The organism is Castellaniella sp. FW104-7C03, from assembly GCF_040276085.1.
GTDB lineage: Bacteria > Pseudomonadota > Gammaproteobacteria > Burkholderiales > Burkholderiaceae_B > Castellaniella.
Map to the genome: position 1 here is coordinate 131738 of NZ_JBELOK010000002.1, position 20997 is coordinate 152734.

The 20997-nt window shown below is 59.1% G+C and carries 16 protein-coding genes and 1 pseudogene; 6 read left to right on the forward strand and 11 right to left on the reverse strand.

Annotated elements, in window-relative coordinates; translation table 11 throughout:
- Position 1 precedes the first annotated feature (1 nt).
- From lpdA to ABS758_RS02570, 3 genes are all read right to left on the reverse strand, one after another.
- A complete protein-coding gene (gene lpdA / locus ABS758_RS02560; RefSeq protein ID WP_350380684.1) occupies positions 2 to 1429 on the reverse strand; it encodes a dihydrolipoyl dehydrogenase in 1428 nt (475 codons plus the stop codon).
- 164 nt (positions 1430 to 1593) lie between these two features.
- Positions 1594 to 2811: a 2-oxoglutarate dehydrogenase complex dihydrolipoyllysine-residue succinyltransferase gene (gene odhB, locus ABS758_RS02565; protein ID WP_350380682.1), complete on the reverse strand. Its 1218-nt coding sequence runs from the start codon at positions 2809 to 2811 to the stop codon at positions 1594 to 1596.
- Positions 2812 to 2851: 40 nt separating this feature from the next.
- Entirely contained in the window at positions 2852 to 5731 is a 2880-nt protein-coding gene (locus ABS758_RS02570; protein ID WP_350380680.1) for a 2-oxoglutarate dehydrogenase E1 component, read from the reverse strand.
- Between the two features lie 307 nt (positions 5732 to 6038).
- Between ABS758_RS02570 and ABS758_RS02575 the strand changes: the two are divergent.
- Positions 6039 to 8341: pseudogene (locus tag ABS758_RS02575) on the forward strand (NADP-dependent malic enzyme).
- Here the strand turns inward: ABS758_RS02575 and ABS758_RS02580 are convergent.
- The 8 genes from ABS758_RS02580 to ABS758_RS02615 form a co-directional block, all read right to left on the reverse strand.
- Complete coding sequence (locus ABS758_RS02580; protein WP_350380678.1) at positions 8330 to 9343, reverse strand: Ldh family oxidoreductase; 1014 nt, start codon at positions 9341 to 9343, stop codon at positions 8330 to 8332. The pseudogene ABS758_RS02575 and the gene ABS758_RS02580 overlap by 12 nt on opposite strands.
- A gap of 73 nt (positions 9344 to 9416) precedes the next feature.
- Complete coding sequence (gltA, locus tag ABS758_RS02585; protein WP_350380676.1) at positions 9417 to 10712, reverse strand: citrate synthase; 1296 nt, start codon at positions 10710 to 10712, stop codon at positions 9417 to 9419.
- 16 nt (positions 10713 to 10728) lie between these two features.
- Complete coding sequence (locus ABS758_RS02590; protein WP_350380674.1) at positions 10729 to 10992, reverse strand: FAD assembly factor SdhE; 264 nt, start codon at positions 10990 to 10992, stop codon at positions 10729 to 10731.
- An 8-nt stretch (positions 10993 to 11000) separates the two neighbouring features.
- The gene (locus ABS758_RS02595) at positions 11001 to 11714 is read right to left on the reverse strand and encodes a succinate dehydrogenase iron-sulfur subunit (protein ID WP_350380672.1); all 714 of its coding nucleotides are present in this window, start codon (positions 11712 to 11714) and stop codon (positions 11001 to 11003) included.
- A 13-nt stretch (positions 11715 to 11727) separates the two neighbouring features.
- The gene (gene sdhA / locus ABS758_RS02600) at positions 11728 to 13503 is read right to left on the reverse strand and encodes a succinate dehydrogenase flavoprotein subunit (protein ID WP_350380671.1); all 1776 of its coding nucleotides are present in this window, start codon (positions 13501 to 13503) and stop codon (positions 11728 to 11730) included.
- 1 nt (position 13504) lies between these two features.
- Positions 13505 to 13885 (reverse strand): succinate dehydrogenase, hydrophobic membrane anchor protein, encoded by a 381-nt coding sequence (gene sdhD, locus ABS758_RS02605; protein WP_350380669.1) that lies wholly within the window; start codon positions 13883 to 13885, stop codon positions 13505 to 13507.
- Entirely contained in the window at positions 13885 to 14298 is a 414-nt protein-coding gene (gene sdhC, locus ABS758_RS02610; RefSeq protein WP_350380667.1) for a succinate dehydrogenase, cytochrome b556 subunit, read from the reverse strand. The genes sdhD and sdhC overlap by 1 nt, the downstream gene beginning before the upstream one ends.
- 66 nt (positions 14299 to 14364) lie before the next feature.
- Positions 14365 to 15135: a GntR family transcriptional regulator gene (locus ABS758_RS02615; RefSeq protein WP_350380665.1), complete on the reverse strand. Its 771-nt coding sequence runs from the start codon at positions 15133 to 15135 to the stop codon at positions 14365 to 14367.
- 196 nt (positions 15136 to 15331) lie between these two features.
- Here ABS758_RS02615 and ABS758_RS02620 point away from each other — a divergent pair, with 196 nt between their 5' ends.
- The 5 genes from ABS758_RS02620 to ABS758_RS02640 all read left to right on the forward strand — a co-directional run bounded on the left by ABS758_RS02620 (position 15332) and on the right by ABS758_RS02640 (position 20461).
- The gene (locus tag ABS758_RS02620; protein ID WP_350380663.1) at positions 15332 to 16321 is read left to right on the forward strand and encodes a malate dehydrogenase; all 990 of its coding nucleotides are present in this window, start codon (positions 15332 to 15334) and stop codon (positions 16319 to 16321) included.
- Positions 16322 to 16511: 190 nt separating this feature from the next.
- The gene (gene prpB, locus ABS758_RS02625) at positions 16512 to 17408 is read left to right on the forward strand and encodes a methylisocitrate lyase (RefSeq protein WP_350380661.1); all 897 of its coding nucleotides are present in this window, start codon (positions 16512 to 16514) and stop codon (positions 17406 to 17408) included.
- Between the two features lie 50 nt (positions 17409 to 17458).
- Positions 17459 to 18676 carry a bifunctional 2-methylcitrate synthase/citrate synthase gene (prpC, locus tag ABS758_RS02630; RefSeq protein ID WP_350380659.1) on the forward strand — a complete coding sequence of 406 codons (1218 nt, stop codon included), beginning with the start codon at positions 17459 to 17461 and terminating at the stop codon, positions 18674 to 18676.
- A 38-nt stretch (positions 18677 to 18714) separates the two neighbouring features.
- Entirely contained in the window at positions 18715 to 20166 is a 1452-nt protein-coding gene (locus ABS758_RS02635) for a bifunctional 2-methylcitrate dehydratase/aconitate hydratase (protein ID WP_350380658.1), read from the forward strand.
- The gene (locus tag ABS758_RS02640; protein ID WP_350380656.1) at positions 20156 to 20461 is read left to right on the forward strand and encodes a GNAT family N-acetyltransferase; all 306 of its coding nucleotides are present in this window, start codon (positions 20156 to 20158) and stop codon (positions 20459 to 20461) included. Before ABS758_RS02635 ends, ABS758_RS02640 begins: the two co-directional genes overlap by 11 nt.
- Positions 20462 to 20997 lie beyond the last annotated feature (536 nt).

The following is a 20997-nucleotide window of genomic DNA, read 5'->3' on the forward strand; positions in this document are numbered from 1 at the left end:
CTTACAGATTAAGCGTACGCTTGTCTACCGCCAATGCGGCTTCTTTCACGGCTTCGGACAAAGTGGGATGCGCGTGGCAGATCCGTGCGATGTCTTCGGCCGCACCACGGAACTCCATGATGGTGACAGCTTCGGAGATCAGCTCGGAGGCCATGGGCCCCACAATATGTACACCCAGCACTTCGTCTGTCTTGGCATCGGCCAGAATCTTGACGAACCCGGTGGTGTCGCCCAAGGCACGTGCCCGGCCATTGGCCATGAAAGGGAAAGAGCCCGACTTGTACTCGCGCCCGTCGGCTTTCAGGGCCTGTTCTGTCTTGCCCACCCAGGCAACCTCGGGCGAGGTGTAAATAACCCAAGGGATGGTATCGAAATTGACGTGCCCATGCTGGCCGGCAATACGCTCGGCAACCGCTACGCCTTCTTCTTCGGCTTTATGAGCCAGCATCGGCCCACGCACCACATCGCCCACTGCCCAGACATTGCTGAGGTTGCTGCGGCAGTGTTCGTCTACCACCACAAAACCGCGTTCATCCAGCTTCAGGCCAACGGTATCAGCACCGAGGCCATTGGTGTTGGGCACGCGTCCGATGGATACGATCAGACGATCCACCGCAAGTTTTTGCTCGGCGCCTGCTGCGTCGGTGTACTGGAGATTGACGCCCTTGGCTGAAGTCTTGACCTCGCCAATACGCACACCTGTCTGGATAGCCAGGCCTTGTTTGGCAAGCGCCTTCTGGGCCTCTTTTGCCACGTCGCGATCGACTGCACCGAGGAAATCAGGCATGGCTTCGAGGATGGTGACTTCGGAGCCCAGGCGGCGCCAGACACTGCCCATCTCCAGCCCGATCACACCGGCACCGATGATGCCCAGTTTTTTGGGAATATCAGGGATACGCAAGGCGCCATCATTGGAGAGGATGCGGTCTTCGTCGAAGGCAAGCCCGGGAAGCTCGCGTGCGTTGGAACCTGTTGCAACCACCACATGACGGCCTTCGAGGTCTTCTTCGGTTTTACCCGCTACCTTCACAGACCAGCCAAAATCGGTTTTGGCTACCAGAGAGCCCGTACCGTGGAAGAAAGACACCTTGTTCTTCTTAAACAGATAAAGGATGCCTTCGTTGTTTTGCTTGACCACTGTGTCTTTGCGGCCCACCAGCTTGGCGAGATCAAGGCTGACGCCCTTGGCGGTGATGCCATGCTCGGCGAAATGGTGGTTCAGCTGTTCGTAGTGCTCGGACGACTGCAACAAGGCCTTGGAGGGAATGCAGCCCACATTGGTGCAGGTGCCACCAGGCGCGGGCTTGCCCGCGGCGTCAGACCACGCATCCACGCAGGCCACCGACAACCCCAGTTGGGCCGCACGGATGGACGCAATATAGCCACCAGGGCCGGCACCGATCACGATCACATCAAATTGTTTTGCCATGCTTATCTCTTGAAAAATGGGGATACCGCAGCAGGTATCCGGTTGGCACCCAATATGTGCGCCGGATCAATCGTGACCCTGCGGGCGCCCAGCACTGGATGCCGGCATTACTGGCCGGCCACAGGCCCACTGCAGGTTTGGCAGCAGGCCGCAGCTGGCAGCGATCAGACGCTGAGCAGCAAACGCTGGGGATCTTCGAGCGCTTCTTTCATGGCCACCAGGGCCAGAACCGCTTCGCGACCATCAATGATGCGGTGATCGTAGGACAGCGCCAGGTAGTTCATTGGACGGATCACAACCTGGCCGTTTTCGGCCACCGGACGCTCTTTGGTGGCATGGATACCCAGGATGGCCGACTGGGGCGGATTGATAATGGGTGTAGACAGCATCGACCCAAACACACCACCGTTGGAAATGGAGAAGGTGCCGCCGGTGAGTTCGTCGAGGGTGAGCTTGCCATCCTGAGCCCGGCGACCAAAATCAGCAATCTGCTTTTCGATGTCGGCCAGCGACATTTGATCGGCATTGCGCAAGATGGGTACCACCAGGCCACGGGGGCTGCCCACGGCCACGCCAATATCAAAATAGCCGTGATAAACGATGTCTTTGCCATCGACCGAGGCATTGACCACCGGATAGCGCTTGAGCGCAGCCACAGCAGCCTTGACAAAGAAGGAGGTGAAGCCCAGCTTGACGCCGTGCTCTTTTTCGAAGACCTCTTTGTACTTTTTACGCAGATCCATGATGGCCTGCATATTGACCTCGTTGAAGGTCGTCAGGATGGCGTTTTCGGATTGCGACTGGATGAGACGCTCGGCCACACGGGCACGCAGACGACTCATGGGCACGCGCTGCTCGGTGCGGCCATCCAGGTTGACGGGTACCGGCGCAGACGAGGCAGACGGCCCAGCAGCGGCAGGCTTGGCTGAGGCAGCCAGCGCGTCACCCTTGGTGACACGGCCATCGCGGCCTGAACCTTGCACAGAGGCAGGATCAACGCCTTTTTCGGAGAGGATCTTGCCAGCGGCCGGAGACGCCACCGAGGAAGACTTGGCGGCGGCCGGTGCAGCGGCAGCAGCGGGTACCGACGCAGGTGCGGGTTCTTCGGCTTTGGCAGGCGCCGCAGCAGCGGCCGCCTTGGCGTCCGTATCGATACGGGCCAGGACTTCGCCTGCCGTCACCGTGCTGCCATCGCCCTTGACGATTTCTGCAAGCACGCCACCTGCCGGCGCAGGCACCTCGAGCACGACCTTGTCGGTTTCTACCTCGATCAGGATCTCATCGACTTCGACGGCCTCGCCCGGCTGCTTTTTCCAGTTGAGCAAGGTGGCTTCGGAGATGGATTCGGAGAGTTGAGGAACGAGAACTTCGGTAATAGCCATGGTGATTGTTTTCCGTTTATCTGTCTTTGAATGAGTGGGTTTACTTGATCAGCGAGAAGCTTTTCAGCTTGGGCGAAAAGGCCTGCTCGATCAGGGCATGCTGCTGCTCTTGGTGCTTGGCCAAGTAGCCCACAGCCGGCGATGCCGAGGCCGCACGGCCGGCGTAGCCCAGCTTCTGGCCATCATTCATGTTCTCGTACAGGTGATGCTGTACATAGAACCACGGCCCCTGATTTTGCGGCTCGTCTTGAACCCACACCAGCTCTTTGGCGTTCTCGTATTTCTGGATCTCTGCCTGGAACGCCTTGTGCGCAAAGGGATACAGCTGCTCGATACGAAAGATGGCCACATCCTTGCGATTTTGCTCGTCACGGGCATGTACGAGATCGTAGTAAACCTTGCCTGAGCACACCAGTACACGCTTGACGTCAGCGGGCACGATATCGGCGTTGACTTCGCCGATAACCGGCTGGAACGTACCTGTGGCGAGGTCTTCGAGGGGCGAGGCAGCAGCCTTGTTGCGCAGCAGCGACTTGGGCGTAAAGATGACCAGTGGCTTGCGGAACGGGCGAATCATCTGCCGACGCAGCACGTGGAAGATCTGCGCACCGCTGGTGGGCTGAACCACCTGCATATTGTTGTCGGCACACAGCTGCAAGAAGCGCTCGACCCGGGCCGAGGAGTGCTCGGGACCCTGGCCTTCGTAGCCATGCGGCAACATCAGCGTAAGCCCGCAGGCACGGCCCCACTTGGCTTCGCCCGAGGCGATGAACTGATCGATCACGACCTGTGCGCCGTTGGCGAAATCGCCAAACTGGGCTTCCCAGATGGTGAGGATGTTGGGCTCGGCCGTGGCATAGCCGTATTCGAAGCCCAGCACGGCGGCTTCGGACAAGACCGAATCAATGACGGTAAACGACGCCTGATTGTCGGACACGTTTTGCAGCGGGATGTAGCTGCCGGCATCCCAGCGCTCGCGTTTTTGATCATGCAAAACCGCGTGCCGATGAGAGAAGGTGCCCCGACCCGAATCCTGGCCTGTGATACGGATGGCGTAGCCATTGGCTACCAGCGTGGCAAATGCCAGGTGCTCGCCCATACCCCAATCGATGGGGTGCTCGCCGCGCGCCATGGCCAGACGATCGTTGAGCAACTTGTTGACCAATGGGTGCACGGTGAAATCGGCCGGCACCTGGGTGAGTTTTTCGCCGATGCGGGTAAGCTCGGTGAGCGGCACACCGGTATCGGCGTGATCTGTCCACTTGGCCCCCAGAAACGGCGACCAATCGGTGGCGTATTTGTTTTTGTAGTCGGTGAGCACGGGCTCGACGGTGCGCTGGCCGTCTTCCATCAGCTGGCGGTAATCCTTGACCATTTGGTCGGGCTCGCCGTCGGCCAGCGTGCCCTGGGCCACCAGGCGATCAGCGTACAGCTTGCGCGTGCCGGGGTGCTTGCCAATGCTTTTGTACATCAGCGGCTGAGTAAGAGACGGCGTGTCTTGCTCGTTGTGGCCCAGCTTGCGAAAACAGACGATGTCGACCACGACGTCGTGGCCAAAATCCTGGCGATAATCCAGTGCCATCTGCGTGGCAAACACCACGGCTTCGGGATCGTCGCCATTGACGTGAAACACCGGGGCTTCGATCATCTTGACCACGTCGGTGCAATACAGGGTAGAACGTGTGTCGCGAGGATCAGAGGTGGTAAAGCCAATCTGGTTATTGATGACGATGTGCAGGGTGCCGCCAGTGCCGAAGCCGCGGGTTTGTGCCAGATTGAGGGTTTCCATCACTACCCCCTGGCCTGCAAACGCAGCATCGCCGTGCACCAGCACGGGCAAGACCTGATCGCCTTTTTCGTCGCCGCGGCGATCTTGCCGGGCACGCACACTGCCCTCTACCACCGGATTGACGATCTCGAGGTGGGAGGGGTTGAAGGCCAGCGACAAATGCAGTGGGCCGCCCCGGGTGGAGAGGTCGCTGGAAAAACCGTTGTGATATTTGACGTCGCCGTCGCTGAGCGCCTGGACGTGCTTGCCTTCGAATTCGGCGAAGAGGTCGCCAGGCATCTTGCCCATGATGTTGACCAGCAGATTAAGGCGGCCACGGTGGGCCATGCCCACAACGATCTCTTGTACGCCATTATCGCCTGCATGGTTGACGACCTCGTCCATGGCAGCGATGAAGCTTTCGCCGCCTTCGAGGGAGAAGCGTTTTTGACCAACATACTTGGTGTGCAGGAAACGCTCGAGGCCTTCGGCTTCGGTAACCTGACGCAGAATATTGCGTTTTTGCTCGACGGTGTATTCGGGCACACCCAGGGTGGATTCGAGGCGCTCTTGAATCCAGCGTTTGACGGCCGGATCAGAAATATGCATGAACTCGACACCGATATTGCGGCAGTACGTATCCTGCAGTGCCTTCAGGATGTCCCGCATGGTCATCGTGTCGGCTTTGGTGAAATACGTATTGGTAGCCGAGTAGATTTGATCGAGGTCGGCTTCGGTAAGGCCATAAAAGCCCGGATCGAGCTCGGGAATATCAGGACGATCGCGGCGTTTCAGCGGATCAAGCTGGGCGATGCGTGCGCCTAACGAGCGATACGCCGCAATAATGGACTGGACATAAACCTGCTTGCCGGCAACAGCCAAGGCTTGGTCGGATGCCTGTGCAGGACGAATCTGAAAGGAGTTTTCGCGCGCGCGCTGGGCAAACGACGCCACAATAGGCGCATGTGCTTGGTCGCGGGTGGCTTCGCGGCCATCAGCCGCCGGTTGGTGTTGCAGCTGGTCAAAGTAGCTGCGCCACTGATCCGGGATGGATCCCGGATTATCGAGATAGGACTCGTAGAGTTCTTCGACATAAGGCGCATTAGCGCCAAAAAGATAGGAGTTAGACTGGAATTCTTGTTCCGTGGACATTGTGCGCTTCACCTGGCGGGTGCTTCACCCGAACGATGCAGATTGAAAAACCTTCCGCGACTCGGCCAGACCGATAAGCGGATAGCAGGGGCAGAAGGCTAGTGTACGACGCCTTGCATAAGCCGTATTAAGGCTAAAGTATACGCGGGTTACCACGCGGGTATAAACTGATCAGCCCAAAACGCTGGTTCTATGCCGCTTTTCACAAGAATGGCGTTGGTATTATCAAACACTTGCACGGATCAGTCTCAGCCCTCACTGATCACGACAGCACCATATCAATAAAACCGCTGGAGCAATTGCAATCATGGATTTAAAAGATCAACGTGCCAAAATGGCCCTCGATTACCACGCCTTTCCCGTTCCCGGAAAAATCTCGGTTGTCCCCACCAAGCCGCTGGCAAACCAGGACGACCTCTCCCTGGCCTACTCGCCAGGCGTTGCCACAGCCAGCATGGCCATCCATGCCGAAGGCGAAGCCGCTGCCGCCAAATACACCTCGCGTGCCAACCTGGTTGGCGTGGTAACCAACGGCACCGCTGTGCTGGGCCTGGGCAACATCGGCCCCATGGCGGCCAAGCCCGTCATGGAAGGCAAGGGCTGCCTGTTCAAGAAGTTTGCCGGCATCGATGTCTTTGATATTGAGCTCGATGAGCACGACCCCGATAAACTGGTCGACATCATCGCTGCACTCGAACCCACTTTAGGTGGTGTCAATCTTGAGGACATCAAAGCCCCCGAGTGCTTCTACATCGAGAAAAAACTGCGCGCACGCATGAAAATCCCGGTGTTTCACGACGATCAGCACGGAACAGCCATTATTTCCTCAGCCGCCATCCTCAATGGCCTGAAAGTTGTCGGCAAAAAAATCAGTGAAGTAAAACTGGTGTGCTCGGGCGCCGTGCGGCCGCCATTGCCTGTCTGGATCTTCTGGTCAAGCTGGGCATATCACAAAAAAATATCTATGTGGTGGATTCACGCGGCGTCATCTGGCAAGGGCGCGACGAGCACATGGAGCCCAACAAGGCCCGTTACTCGCAACAAACCGATGCCCGTACCCTGGCTGATGTTTGCAAGGGTGCAGATGTCTTTCTGGGTTGCTCGGCCCCGGGCGTACTGACGCAGGACATGGTTCGCAGCATGGCGGATCGCCCCATGATCCTGGCGCTGGCCAACCCCGACCCCGAGATCCTGCCCGAGGACGCCAAGGCTGCCCGCCCCGATTGCATCATGGCCACCGGTCGCTCGGATTATCCCAACCAGGTCAATAACGTCCTGTGTTTCCCCTTTATTTTCAGGGGTGCCATGGATTGTGGCGCCACCGTCATCAATGAGGAAATGAAACTGGCCTGCGTAAAAGCCATTGCCGAACTTGCCGAGGCAGAAAGCAGCGCCGAGGTTGCAGGTGCCTATGCCGATGAAGACCTCACATTTGGCCCCGAATACATCATCCCCAAGCCCTTCGATCCACGCCTGATCCTCAAGATTGCACCGGCTGTGGCCGAAGCCGCCGCCGCCTCCGGCGTGGCGCGCCGCCCGATCGAGGATATGGACGCCTATCGGCAGTCGCTGATGAGCATCGTCTATCACTCTGGTCAGTTGATGCGGCCGCTCTTTCATCAGGCAAAATCGGCACCCAAGCGGGTTATCTACGCAGACGGCGAAGACGAGCGCGTACTGCGCGCAGCCCAGACAGTGCTGGACGAAGGCATTGCCCAGCCTGTGCTGGTGGGGCGCCCCGCCGTCATCGAGATGCGCATCCAGAAATTTGGCCTGCGCCTGGTGCCGGGCAAAAACATCGAAATCGTCAACCCCGAAGACGACGACCGGTTCAACGAAACCTGGAGCGCCTACTACAAGCTTCGCGGCCGCGAAGGCGTTACACCCGACATCGCCAAGGCGATGGTGCGCAAACACAACTCACTGATTGGCGTGATGTTGCTGCAACGCGGTGATGTAGACGCCATGATTTGCGGCGTGGGCAGCCGCTTTGATAACCAGCTGAAATACGTCGAAGAAGTGATTGGACTGAAGTCCGGCGCCGGCACTTATGCCGCCATGAACGTCCTGATGCTGCCCACGCAGACACTCTTTATCTGCGATACCCACGTCAATGAAGACCCCACGGCCGAGCAAATCGCCGACATGACCATCCTCGCTGCCGAGGAAGTTCGCCGCTTTGGCGTGGTACCCAAGGTGGCCTTGCTGTCCCATTCCAACTTCGGCAGCCGTCCAACAGCCTCGTCACGCAAAATGGCACTGGCCCGACAACTGATTGCGGTAAAAGCACCAGACCTCGAAGTGGACGGCGAGATGCACGCGGATTCAGCACTGTCAGAGGCGACGCGCGCCAAGGCCTATCCCGACACCACCCTGAAGGGCCCGGCCAATCTGCTGATCACCCCCAACCTGGATGCCGGCAACATTACCTACAACATGCTCAAAATGACGGGCAGTCATGGCGTGGCCATGGGCCCGGTGTTGCTGGGGGCAGCCCGCCCGGTTCATATCCTTACCACCAGCTCGACGGTGCGCCGGATTGTGAACATGACGGCACTGGCCGTGGTGGATGCCCAGCAAGAGGCCACCCAAGCCGCTTCAGGCCGGTAACACCAAGGCTTCAATCTCGTTGTACAGCGCACGCGGCACGGCAATTCCGTGCTCGCGGCTGCGTGCGCGAGCGGCAAATCGCCGCTGGGACGGCAACCGGGCACCCTGGCCTTCGATGGCGGCAAACAGGCGCTCCGCCCGTGCTATGGCGGTATCCCGATCTCCAAAGGCAGCAGGATCAAACGCCAGGATCAATTCGCCATGGCGCGGCGAAGCCCCCTGCCCGCCATCAAATGCCAAAGACTCCAGACTGAGCCAGTCGCCAATCAGGGCGCCGGCCAAAAGTTCGACCATCGTGGACAAGGCAGAACCCTTGTGTCCACCAAAGGTCAGCATGGCACCGGCCATCACGGCCAGGGGATCCGTAGAGGGTTGTCCTTGTTCATCCACGCCACAGGCAGCAGGCAAAGCACTGCCTGCACGGCGATGCAGTTCGAGGTCGCCTCGCGCAATGGCACTGGTGGCGAGGTCGAACACATAGGGATCCGTACCAGGCCGCGGCCAGCCAAAGGCGATGGGATTGGTGCCCAGTGTGGGCCCACGTCCGCCGGCCGGTGCCACCCAGGCGTGACTGGGGGTAAGCGCCAAAGCCGCCAGGCCACGCTCTGTCAGCGCCTCGATCTCAGGCCAAAGGGCCGAGAAATGCACGCAATGACGAATAGCCAGTGCCGCCAGGCCGTGGCTACGTGCGCTTGCGGCCAGGGGCTCAAGACCACATTCGAACGCCAGCGGTGCAAAGCCGCCGTCGGCCTCTACCTTCACGATGGCACCAGTGCTTTCAAGCACCTGGGGCTGGGCTTGCAAGTTGACCTTCCCAAGGCGAATGGTACGCACCACATCCAGGATGCGGTAGATCCCGTGTGATTGGCAATCATCCCGTTGCCCGGCCAGCACCACCCGGGTAATGGCTGCCGCATGGGCCTCATCCAGGCCATGCTGATGCAGCACGCGTTTGCATAGGGCTTCGATTTCGGCGGGATCCAGGTACAGCAGATCGGGCATGAGGGTCTCCGGATGGGCAATAAAAAACGGGCACGTCACCGTGCCCGTCTTTTAACAGAAATACGCGTGAAAGTTATTTCACGTTGCGCACTGCTGCACCGGTGTACAGCTGACGCGGGCGGCCGATCTTGTAGTTGGGATCGGACAGCATTTCGTTCCATTGGGCAATCCAGCCCACTGTACGGGCCAGCGCGAAGATAGCCGTAAACAGCGAGGTGGGGATACCGATGGCACGTTGAACAATGCCCGAGTAGAAGTCGACATTGGGGTACAGCTTGCGCTCGACGAAGTACTTGTCTTCGAGTGCAATGCGTTCGACTTCCATGGCCAGCTTGAACAGGGGATCGTTGTGCAAGCCCAGTGCGTCCAGCACTTCACGGCAGGTTTCCTGCATCATCGTGGCGCGAGGGTCGTGGTTTTTATAGACACGATGACCAAAGCCCATCAGGCGTACGCCGGAGTTTTTGTCCTTGACCTTCTCCATGAACTCGCCAACCTTGGCGATGCCGCCATTGGCCTGGAGCGTTTCGAGCATGTTCAGGCAGGCCTCATTGGCCCCGCCGTGTGCCGGGCCCCACAGGCACGCCACACCTGCCGCAATGGCAGCAAACGGGTTGGTGCCAGAAGAACCACACAGACGCACGGTGGACGTGGATGCATTTTGCTCGTGGTCGGCATGCAGAATAAAGATGCGATCCAGGGCGCGCTCGACGACATCATTGACTTTATAGTCATCGCACGGCGTGGCAAACATCATGCGCAGGAAGTTACCCGTATAGGACAGATTATTTTGCGGATAGATGAAGGGCTGACCCAGCGAGTGCTTGTACGCCATGGCCACCAGTGTAGGCATCTTGGCAATCAGGCGAATCGCGGAAACCTCGCGATGATGAGGGTCGGTGATATCGGTGGAATCATGGTAGAACGCCGACAAAGCGCCCACCAGGCCCGTCAGCACAGCCATCGGGTGTGCATCCCGGCGGAAGCCCTGCAAAAACTTGTGCATCTGCTCGTGCACCAGCGTGTGGTGAGTGACCAGATCATCGAACGTCTTTTTTTGCTCGCCGTCGGGCAGCTCGCCGTTCATGATCAGGTAGCAGACGGTCAGGAAATCACAATTTTGTGCCAGCTGATCGATGGGGTAGCCGCGATACAGCAACTGCCCTTTCTCACCATCGATAAAGGTAATGGCGGATTCGCAGGATGCGGTGGCCAGGAAACCCGGATCGTAAGTAAACATGCCGGTTTGGCTGTACAACTTGCGAATATCGATGACATTGGGGCCTACCGTGCCCTGATACACGGGAAAGTCAACCGACGGACTACCGTCGGAAAACGATAGCGTGGCCTTATTTTCGGATAGCTGCATGTGATTTTCCTTTAAGTTACAGCGCCTTCATTTGCTCGACCAGACGACGGATGTCCGGGGTGTCATAGACACCGGAAACGTCCGTCCGCCCCAGAAGGACATCGAGCAATTCGTTGTCGCCCATTTCAAATAGCTGTGTCAGTGCCCGTACGTCAGCCTCGGACAACTGCGTCTCGAAGGTATCCAGGAAACGCGTGATGATGAGGTCGTTTTCGAGCAGACCGCGGCGCGCCCGCCAGCGCAGGCGCGCGCGATCAAGATCTGTGAGATCGCCAGACATGCGGAAACCTAAACCGTACGCCGAACAAGCATTTCCTTGATCTTGCCGATGGCTGCCGAGGGATTCAGCCCCTTTGGACAGACCTCGGTACAGTTCATGATCGTGTGGCAACGGAACAGGCGGTACGGATCTTCGAGGTCGTCGAGACGTTCGCCGGTGGCGCGGTCGCGGGAGTCGGCGATAAAGCGATAGGCTTGCAGCAAACCTGCCGGCCCCACGAATTTATCGGGGTTCCACCAGAACGACGGGCAGGCCGTGGAACAGCAGCCACACAAAATGCACTCGTACAGGCCGTTGAGCTCTTCACGCTCTTCGGGCGACTGCAGGCGCTCTTTCTCGGGAGGCGGCTCGTCGTTGATCAGATAAGGCTTGATGGAGTGGTATTGATCGTAGAAGAACGTCATGTCCACGATGAGATCGCGCACCACCGGCAGGCCAGGCAAGGGCTTGAGCACGATGGGTTCGGCAAGCGTGAGCAGGTTGGTGGTGCACGCCAGGCCATTATGGCCATTGATGTTCATGGCATCAGAACCACACACGCCCTCGCGGCACGAGCGGCGCAGCGCCAGGCTGTCGTCGACCTCGTTTTTGATGCGCAGGATGGCATCCAGCAGCATCTTGTCGGAAGGCTGGAGCTCGACCTCGAGCTTTTGCATGTAGGGACGCTCGTCCTTGTCGGGGTCGTAGCGATAGATTTCGAATTTGACGATACGTTTAGTCATGACAGTATCCGGATTAGAAAGTCCGCGCCTTGGGCGGAATGGTATCGACGGTGAGCGGCTTCATGCGCACAGGCTTGTAGTCGAGCCGGTTATCGGGGGCAAACCACAGGGTGTGCTTGAGCCAGTTGACGTCGTCGCGCTCGGGGTATTCGTCCAGGGCATGGGCGCCGCGGGACTCGAGGCGGTTGGCCGCCGATTTAGCCGTGGCGCGGGCCACTTCGATCATGTTGGTGACTTCGAGGGCTTCCAGGCGCGCTGTGTTGAACACCTTGGATTTATCCGCGAAATACATGTTTTCGACTTCGGGGACAAGCCCGTTGATGACCTGTTCGCCCTCTTTGAGCTTGTCGAGCTTGCGGAACACGCCATAGTGGCTTTGCATGGCCTGCTGCATCTTGTGCACGACATCCTGGGGCTTCTCGCCGGATGTGCGGGTTTCGAGGCGATTGACGCGATCGAGCGAGGCATCGATGTCGGTGTCCGGCAAAGCCGCGTGGCTGTGCTGTTTCTCGGGGTGCTGGGCCACAATGAAGTTGCCCGCCGAGCGACCAAACACAACCAGATCCAGCAACGAGTTGGTGCCCAGGCGGTTGGCACCGTGCACGGAGGTGGCCGCACACTCGCCGATGGCGTACAGGCCGTTGACCACTTTTTCCTCGCCATTGACCAGCGTCATCACCTGCCCATGATAGTTGGCGGGAATGCCACCCATCTGGTAGTGGATGGTGGGCACCACGGGGATGGGATCCTTGATGGGATCGATATTGGCAAACTTGATGGCGATTTCGCGAATCGACGGCAGGCGCTTCATGATGGTTTCCGCGCCCAGGTGATCCAGCTTGAGCAGCACATGGCTGCCGTCGCCGCAACCACGGCCTTCTTTGATTTCCTGATCCATCGAGCGCGAGACGAAATCACGCGGGGCCAGATCTTTAAGCTGCGGTGCGTAGCGCTCCATGAAGCGTTCGCCATCCTTGTTGAGCAGGAAGCCGCCCTCACCACGCACGCCTTCGGTGATGAGCACGCCTGCGCCCGCCACCCCCGTGGGGTGAAACTGCCAGAACTCCATGTCTTGCAGGGGGATGCCCGCGCGCGCCGCCATGCCCAGGCCATCGCCCGTATTGATGAAGGCGTTGGTGGTTGCCGCCCAGATACGGCCGGCGCCACCCGTGGCCAGCACGGTGTGCTTGGCTTCGAGGATGTAGATATCGCCGGTTTCCATTTCCATGGCAGTGACGCCCAGCACATCGCCGTCATTGTTGCGCAGGAGATCCAGCGCCATCCACTCGACGAAGAAATTGGTGCGCGCCGCCACGTTGCGCTGATACAGCGTGTGCAGCATGGCGTGGCCGGTGCGGTCGGCCGCCGCACAGGCGCGCTGCACGGGCTTCTCGCCAAAATGGGAGGTATGGCCACCAAAGGGGCGCTGATAAATGGTGCCGTCCGGATTGCGGTCGAAGGGCATGCCGAAGTGTTCGAGCTCGTAGACGGCATTGGGGGCTTCGCGCACCATGAATTCGATGGAGTCCTGGTCGCCCAGCCAATCGGAGCCCTTGACAGTATCGTACATGTGCCATTGCCAGTGGTCTTCGCTCATGTTGCCCAGCGAGGCACTGACGCCGCCTTGTGCGGCCACAGTGTGCGAGCGGGTGGGGAACACTTTGGTGAGCACCGCAACGGTGAGGCCCGCATTGGACAGTTGCAGGGCGCAGCGCAGGCCGGCCCCGCCGGCGCCAACGACCACCACATCAAACTGGCGGCGTGGGGTAGATTTGTTGACAGCAGCCACGTTAGAGACTCCAGAGAATTTTAGCGAAGAAGACCACGGCCGCGACCAGCCACAGGGCAGTCAGAACCTCCAGGAAGAGGCGCAGACCATCAGAATGGGCGTAATCCATCCAGATATCGCGCACACCTACCCAGGCATGCCAGGCCAGCGACAGAAAAGCCAGCGTGGCCAGCATTTGGCCCACCGGCAGCGTACCGATCGTGAAAGCAAAAAACGCGCGCCAGGTTTCAAAATCCAGGTTGGACACGAAAACGGCGTAAAGCACCAGGGCCAGGGTATACACCGCCATGATGACCGCGGTGGAGCGCTGGACGATGAAATCACGGGTGCCATAGTGTGCGCCCACAACCAGGCGCTTGCGACCAATGCGTTCTTTTGTCATTACCAGACTCCAAAGAGTTTCAAACCGAACACCACGGTAAGGCCCAGGGCAACGCCAATTACCAGGGCGCCGGAGCGCTGCGAGGCTTCGCGGTTGTGGCCGATGTGAAGATCGAGGGTGAGATAGCGGATGCCTGCGCAGAAGTGGTGAAAATATCCCCACATCAACACCAGCAACACCACCTTACAGGCTGGGTTGGCAACCCATTCTTTCATGGTGGCAAAGGTGTCTGGCGACTGCACGCTTTGCGCAAACAGCGGAACCAGAATCACCGGCAGCGCCAAAAACAGCAACGCGCCGCTGATACGGTGCAGAATGGAAGCTTTGCCTGCGGGCGGCAGCTTGTAGCTCATGAGGTCGGCTAACCCCAAGTTACGAAACTGCGGACGCGGCTTTGTGGCTGACTCAGACATGATGGCCTCGTAGTTAAAAATAGGTTGGATTCAGGAGATCAATTAGTATTTTCGCCGATCTTGGAATCAATTCAAACTGTTTCGGTAATGGTGGCGCTCGGTCACGTAGTGCCCCCGGCGTAATTCCATAGGACGATCACCATAGGTATAGGCAATGCGTTCTACCTGCAGCAACGGGCTGCCGGCCGAAACTTGCAATAACGTTGCTTGGGCGTCGGTGGCTGCCACCGCCCGGATTTTTTCTTCGGCGCGCACCATGCTGACGCCAAACTCGGTTTCAAACAAGGCGTAGACCGGGCCGCGATATTTCTGCAAGAACTCGAGCGTCAGGCCTTTGAAAGCACTGCCCGGCAGCCAGATATCGTCGAGAATGGTGGGGATTTCGTTGAAAGACAGCACGCGGCGCATGTTGACGACTGCATCACCCGCCCGCAAATCAAGGGCAGCCGCAATTTCGGCCGAAGCCTTGGTGCGGCGGCAATCAAGGATTTCGCTGCTGGAAGCCGCGGCCAGGCCGTCGTCGGGGGCCAAACGCAAAAAACGGTAACGGACACGGGCCTCGTTGTGAGTCGCCACAAAAGTGCCTTTTCCCTGGCGACGGATCAGCAGATTATCGGCTGCGAGTTCGTCGATGGCCTTGCGCACGGTGCCCTGGCTGACCTGAAAACGGGAAGCAAGCTCGAGTTCGCTGGGGATGGATTCGCCGGGTTTCCATTCGCCACGGTCCAGGCCCTGAAGGATCAAGCCCTTGATTTGCTGATACAAAGGGCTGAACGCAGCGCTGTGTGACGCGCGCCCTGAAGGCTGCTGACGATCAATCTGGGAAGTATCGGACATGTCGGCGAACGCGCCGCAAGGCGGCCCATGCTACAAAATGGAACTTCAGCATTTTCGCATTTCCCTGCCCGGATGTCTAATACTCTTGTGTCTTATATAAGATATAAGACTCTTGACTCTGGCAGATGAAATACACTACTCTTTTCGGCGATTTCGCACACACCGGATACCCCTTTCATCCTATCGGAGATTCACTATGTCCAAACCCGCCATGCGCGTCGCCATTACTGGCGCTGCCGGCCAGATCGGTTACGCCTTGCTGTTTCGCATCGCCTCAGGCGAAATGCTCGGTAAGGATCAACCCGTCATCCTGCAACTGCTGGAAATTCCGGACGAAAGAGCACAAAAAGCCTTGCAAGGCGTCATGATGGAGCTTGAAGACTGCGCGTTTCCGCTGCTGGCCGGCATGTCGGCCCACAGCGACCCCCGCACGGCTTTCAAAGACGCAGACGTTGCCCTGCTGGTAGGTGCACGCCCCCGCAGCAAGGGGATGGAGCGCGCCGATCTGCTGCAGGTTAATGCCCAGATCTTCACAGCGCAAGGCAAGGCACTCAATGAAGTCGCCAGCCGCAATGTCAAAGTGCTGGTGGTGGGCAACCCCGCCAACACCAACGCCTACATCGCCATGAAATCGGCTCCCGATCTGCCGGCCAAGAATTTCACCGCCATGCTGCGCCTGGATCACAATCGCGCGCTTTCGCAGATTGCCACCAAAACCGGCAAGCCTGTGGCCGACATCGAAAAACTGGTGGTATGGGGCAATCACTCGCCCACCATGTACCCCGACACGCGCTTTGCCACCATCGGCGGCCAGGCCGTGCAAGCCCTGGTCAACGACGACGCCTGGATTCGCGACACGTTCATTCCCAAGGTAGGCAAGCGCGGCGCAGCCATCATCGAAGCCCGCGGCCTGTCCTCGGCAGCCTCTGCAGCCAATGCAGCCATTGATCACATCCACGACTGGGTGCTGGGCAGCAACGGCAAATGGGTCACCATGGGCATCCCGTCCGACGGCTCGTATGGCATTCCCGAAGGCATCATTTATGGTGTACCGGTTACCACCGCCAACGGCGAATACACCCGTATCAGCGGCCTTGAAATCGACGCATTCTCGCGCGAACGCATGGATCACACGCTCAACGAGCTGCTCGAAGAACGTGACGGCATCGCCAGTTTGTTGAAATAAGCAGTACCGCCGACACTGCAAACTGCGGCTGACCGCGTTTGCAGTGTCGGCGAATGTCCAGTCGATGACAGACACAGCTAAATTGCAGACGCAAAATCAGCCATATCGATTGGATCCCCCTCGGCCCTGAAGGGCTGATTTTGCCGCGCAATGGGTCTGCCCGGCGCGGCTGCTCACCAGAGAGTCGCTCATGACCCGTCCTGCATCTCCCGGCGCACTGCTGCGCCAAGCCCTCATCGAAGAATCCCCCCTGCAAATTATTGGCGCCATCAACGCCAACCATGCCTTGCTGGCCAAACGTGCCGGCTACAGGGCCATCTATCTGTCTGGTGGTGGCGTGGCGGCTGGTTCGCTGGGCCTGCCCGATCTGGGCATCAACACCCTGGACGATGTCCTGACGGACATCCGCCGCATCACGGACGTCTGCGATGTGCCGCTGGTGGTGGATATCGATACTGGCTTCGGCCCTTCGGCCTTTAACATCGCCCGCACCATCAAATCCCTGATCAAGTTCGGCGCGGCCGGCTGCCACATCGAAGACCAGGTGGGTGCCAAACGTTGCGGACACCGTCCCGGCAAAGAGATTGTCAGCACCCAGGAGATGGCCGACCGCGTCAAGGCGGCTGCGGATGCCCGCACGGATTCCGACTTCTACCTGATCGCACGCACCGACGCGATTGCCGTAGCCGGGGTAGACGCCGCGCTGGAGCGCGCCCACGCCTGCGTTGAAGCCGGTGCCGACGCCATTTTTGCCGAGGCCTCATACGACCTGGAAACCTACCAGAAATTCTCCAGTAGCCTGCCGGTTCCGGTGCTGGCCAACATCACCGAGTTTGGCAAAACGCCGCTCTTTACCGTGCAAGAGCTGGCAGGCGCCGGTGTGGGCATGGTGCTCTACCCGCTGTCGGCTTTCCGGGCAATGAACAAAGCAGCCGAGGCCGTCTATACGGCCATCCGGCGCGACGGCCATCAGCACAATGTGGTCGACACCATGCAAACGCGCGAAGAACTCTACGATCGCATCGGCTACCATCAGTACGAAGCGCAGCTTGATGCATTGTTTCAGCAAGGCAAAGGCAAAGCCTGATCCCCCGCCGGCACCCCGACATTTCATCCCGTCACTCAAGGAGACCTCTGATGGCGACCAAAAAAACAGTTTCTGCAAAAAAACCTGCTGCGCCCAAGGCAGCCGCCCCGGCAGCTCCCACTACCCCTGTACCCGGTTTCAAACCCAAAAAATCCGTGGCACTTTCGGGCATCGTGGCCGGCAACACAGCCTTGTGCACGGTGGGGCGCAGCGGCAACGACCTCCACTACCGTGGCTACGACATCCTGGATATTGCAGACACCTGCGAGTTTGAAGAAGTCGCCCACCTGCTGATCCACGGCAAGCTGCCCACCAAGGCCGAGCTTCAGGCATACAAGGCCAAGCTGCGCAGCATGCGCGGGCTGCCGTTACAGGTGCAGATTGCCCTCGAGGCCTTGCCGGCAGCCAGCCACCCCATGGATGTGATGCGCACGGCTGCTTCGGTACTGGGTTGCGTGCTGCCCGAAAAAGACAACCACAATCTGCCGGATGCCCGTGACATCGCAGATCGCCTGATGGCCAGCCTGGGCTCTGCCCTGCTCTACTGGTATCACTACAGCCACAATGGCAAGCAAATCGACGTCGAAACCGACGACGACAGCATCGGCGGCCACTTCCTGCATCTGTTGCACGGCCAGGCCCCTTCCGACGAATGGATCCAGGCGATGCACACCTCGCTCATCCTGTACGCCGAGCATGAATTCAACGCCTCCACGTTTACGGGCCGCGTGATTGCCGGCACGGGCTCCGACATGTATTCGGCCATCACGGGCGCCATTGGCGCCTTGCGCGGGCCCAAGCACGGCGGCGCCAACGAGGTGGCCTTCGAGATCCAGAAACGCTACGACAACCCCGACGAGGCCGAAGCGGACATCCGCCGCCGCGTCGATGCCAAAGAGGTCGTCATTGGCTTTGGCCACCCGGTGTATACGGTATCCGACCCCCGCAACAAGGTCATCAAGGCTGTGGCCAAGCGTCTGTCCAAAACCGTGGGCTCTACCAAGATGTTTGATATTGCCGAACGCCTTGAATCCGTGATGTGGGACGCCAAGAAGATGTTCCCCAACCTGGATTGGTTCTCGGCCGTGTCGTACCACATGATGGGGGTCCCAACCGCAATGTTTACACCGCTGTTTGTGATTGCCCGCACGGCCGGCTGGTCTGCCCACATCATCGAGCAGCGCGTCGATAACAAGATCATTCGGCCAACCGCCAATTATGTGGGCCCCGAAGATCAGAAATTTGTCCCGCTGGCCAAGCGCAAGTAAGCCAGTTTGCATCAGCCGCAACTCTCTTAGGAACACTCATGTCTGCGACGATTTCCAATAAGCGTCCCCAACCCGATGCGGTGTTGGTGGACATTGTCGACTACGCCCTGAACTTCAAGATCGATAGCACCCTGGCGCTTGAAACAGCCCGCAACTGCCTGATCGATACACTGGGCTGCGGCCTCGAAGGCCTGGAATACCCGGCTTGCCGCAAGCTGATGGGCCCGATCGTACCGGGTACGGTGGTGCCCAATGGCGCCAAGGTGCCCGGTACGCAATTCCAGCTGGATCCTGTCCAGGCAGCCTTCAATATCGGCTGCATGATCCGCTGGCTGGATTTCAACGATACGTGGCTGGCGGCCGAGTGGGGCCATCCGTCGGATAACCTGGGTGGGATTCTGGCCGTGGCCGACTGGCTGTCGCGCAATGCGGTGGCGGCAGGCAAGGCGCCGCTAACCATGCGCACGGTACTCGAGGGCATGATCAAGGCACACGAGATCCAGGGCTGCATTGCGCTCGAAAATTCGTTCAACAAGGTGGGCCTGGATCACGTGGTACTGGTCAAGGTGGCCTCTACTGCGGTGGTCTCGCAGATGCTGGGCCTATCGCGCGAAGAAACCATCAACGCGGTTTCCCTGGCATGGGTAGACGGGCAAAGCCTGCGCACTTACCGTCACGCCCCCAACACGGGCAGCCGCAAGTCTTGGGCCGCGGGCGACGCCACCAGCCGCGCGGTGCGCCTGGCCTTGATGGCCCGCACTGGCGAGATGGGCTATCCGTCTGTACTGACAGCACCTGTATGGGGCTTTTACGATGTGCTGTTCAAGGGCCAGCCGTTCAAGTTCCAGCGTCCTTATGGCACGTATGTGATGGAAAACGTGCTGTTCAAGATTTCTTTCCCGGCAGAGTTCCACTCGCAAACGGCCGTAGAGTGCGCGATGGACATCCACGGCAAGCTGAAGGCCGCAGGCAAATCTGCAGAAGACATCAAGAAAATCACGATTCGTACGCACGAAGCCTGCATCCGGATTATCGACAAGAAAGGCCCGCTGCATAATCCCGCGGATCGCGACCACTGCATCCAGTACATGGTGGCGGTGCCTATCCTGTTTGGCCGCCTGACGGCTGCCGACTACGAGGACGGCATTGCTGCAGATCCACGCATCGACGCACTGCGCGACAAAATGGAGTGTGTGGAGGACCCCGCTTTCACCAAGGATTACCACGATCCAGAGAAGCGTTCGATCGCCAATGCACTGACGGTCGAGTTCAATGACGGTTCAAAACTGGACGAGATCGTCTGCGAGTATCCGATCGGCCACAAGCGCCGGCGGACAGACGGGATCCCGCTGCTCGAAGCCAAATTCCGCAAGAATCTGGCACGTCAGTTCCCGGAGCGTCAGCAGCAACGGATTCTGGATGTGTCGCTGAATCAGGCGACGCTGGAGGCGATGCCGGTACACGAATACGTGGATTTGTATGTCATCTAAATCCAATACAGGCACGATGCAACGCGAGATTCAGCACAATGAGGCCAAGCACCGCTTCGAGTATGTAGAAGAGGAACAGCTTTGTGTGCTGGATTACTCGCTTGACGGCACTGTGGCCGTATTTTTTCACACAGGTGTTCCGTCTGTTGTGGGCGGGCGCGGGATTGCAGCAGATCTGGTGCGCTATGGGCTGGAGACGGCACGGGCGCGCGGCTGGCAGGTGGTGCCCGAGTGCTCGTATGTGGATGCTTATATACGGCGACACCCCGAGTATCAGGATCTTGTCGCTGGATAATTAGCGCTGGCTTTATCTGTTCTTTCCGGGCGCCTGGGGTTTTGGCCTCGGGCGCTTTTTTGCGGCGCCTGCTGCTTGCGGCGCCTGAGAGGAGGGTGGGGCGTGGCTGCGCCAGACAGCGGTCCGGCCCTTGGCCGGACTTCCCGGATCTTCCTCGTCCAGCGGGGCGGCCCGCGAACTCGGCTCGCTACGCGATCCTCAGACAGCGCGGGCCGACGCCTCCCCGCCTCCCTTCGGAAGCATCCGGCGCTGTCCGATTGCGCCGCCACGCCCCACCCTCCTCTCAGGCTCAGACCATGATCAGAGCGAGATGTTTAACCCCCTTTCGTGGCGCTCAGCTCGGTGCGGCTTGCTGATCTCTGGCTTGCTGATCTCTGGCTTGCTGATTGGCTGGCCTACTGACCCACTGACCTACTGGCTTGCCGATCTGTTGACTTGACGACCTGTTGACCTGCTGGCGCCCCAAGCATGGGATTCAAGGTTTTAAGACGCCGCAATTCTCGTGGATCGATGCGGGAGGGTGCCTGGGGACACTG

Bases quoted from the DNA above. Each gene is read 5' to 3' on its own strand.
- lpdA (WP_350380684.1), bottom strand. From the start codon at position 1,429: ATGGCAAAACAATTTGATGTGATCGTGATCGGTGCCGGCCCTGGTGGC.
- ABS758_RS02580 (WP_350380678.1), bottom strand. From the start codon at position 9,343: ATGCCCGATCTGCTGTACCTGGATCCCGCCGAAATCGAAGCCCTATGC.
- ABS758_RS02590 (WP_350380674.1), bottom strand. From the start codon at position 10,992: ATGTCTGGCGATCTCACAGATCTTGATCGCGCGCGCCTGCGCTGGCGG.
- ABS758_RS02615 (WP_350380665.1), bottom strand. From the start codon at position 15,135: ATGTCCGATACTTCCCAGATTGATCGTCAGCAGCCTTCAGGGCGCGCG.
- ABS758_RS02620 (WP_350380663.1), top strand. From the start codon at position 15,332: ATGTCCAAACCCGCCATGCGCGTCGCCATTACTGGCGCTGCCGGCCAG.
- sdhD (WP_350380669.1), bottom strand. From the start codon at position 13,885: ATGACAAAAGAACGCATTGGTCGCAAGCGCCTGGTTGTGGGCGCACAC.
- gltA (WP_350380676.1), bottom strand. From the start codon at position 10,712: ATGCAGCTATCCGAAAATAAGGCCACGCTATCGTTTTCCGACGGTAGT.
- ABS758_RS02640 (WP_350380656.1), top strand. From the start codon at position 20,156: ATGTCATCTAAATCCAATACAGGCACGATGCAACGCGAGATTCAGCAC.
- odhB (WP_350380682.1), bottom strand. From the start codon at position 2,811: ATGGCTATTACCGAAGTTCTCGTTCCTCAACTCTCCGAATCCATCTCC.
- prpB (WP_350380661.1), top strand. From the start codon at position 16,512: ATGACCCGTCCTGCATCTCCCGGCGCACTGCTGCGCCAAGCCCTCATC.
- ABS758_RS02635 (WP_350380658.1), top strand. From the start codon at position 18,715: ATGTCTGCGACGATTTCCAATAAGCGTCCCCAACCCGATGCGGTGTTG.
- prpC (WP_350380659.1), top strand. From the start codon at position 17,459: ATGGCGACCAAAAAAACAGTTTCTGCAAAAAAACCTGCTGCGCCCAAG.
- ABS758_RS02570 (WP_350380680.1), bottom strand. From the start codon at position 5,731: ATGTCCACGGAACAAGAATTCCAGTCTAACTCCTATCTTTTTGGCGCT.
- sdhC (WP_350380667.1), bottom strand. From the start codon at position 14,298: ATGTCTGAGTCAGCCACAAAGCCGCGTCCGCAGTTTCGTAACTTGGGG.
- ABS758_RS02595 (WP_350380672.1), bottom strand. From the start codon at position 11,714: ATGACTAAACGTATCGTCAAATTCGAAATCTATCGCTACGACCCCGAC.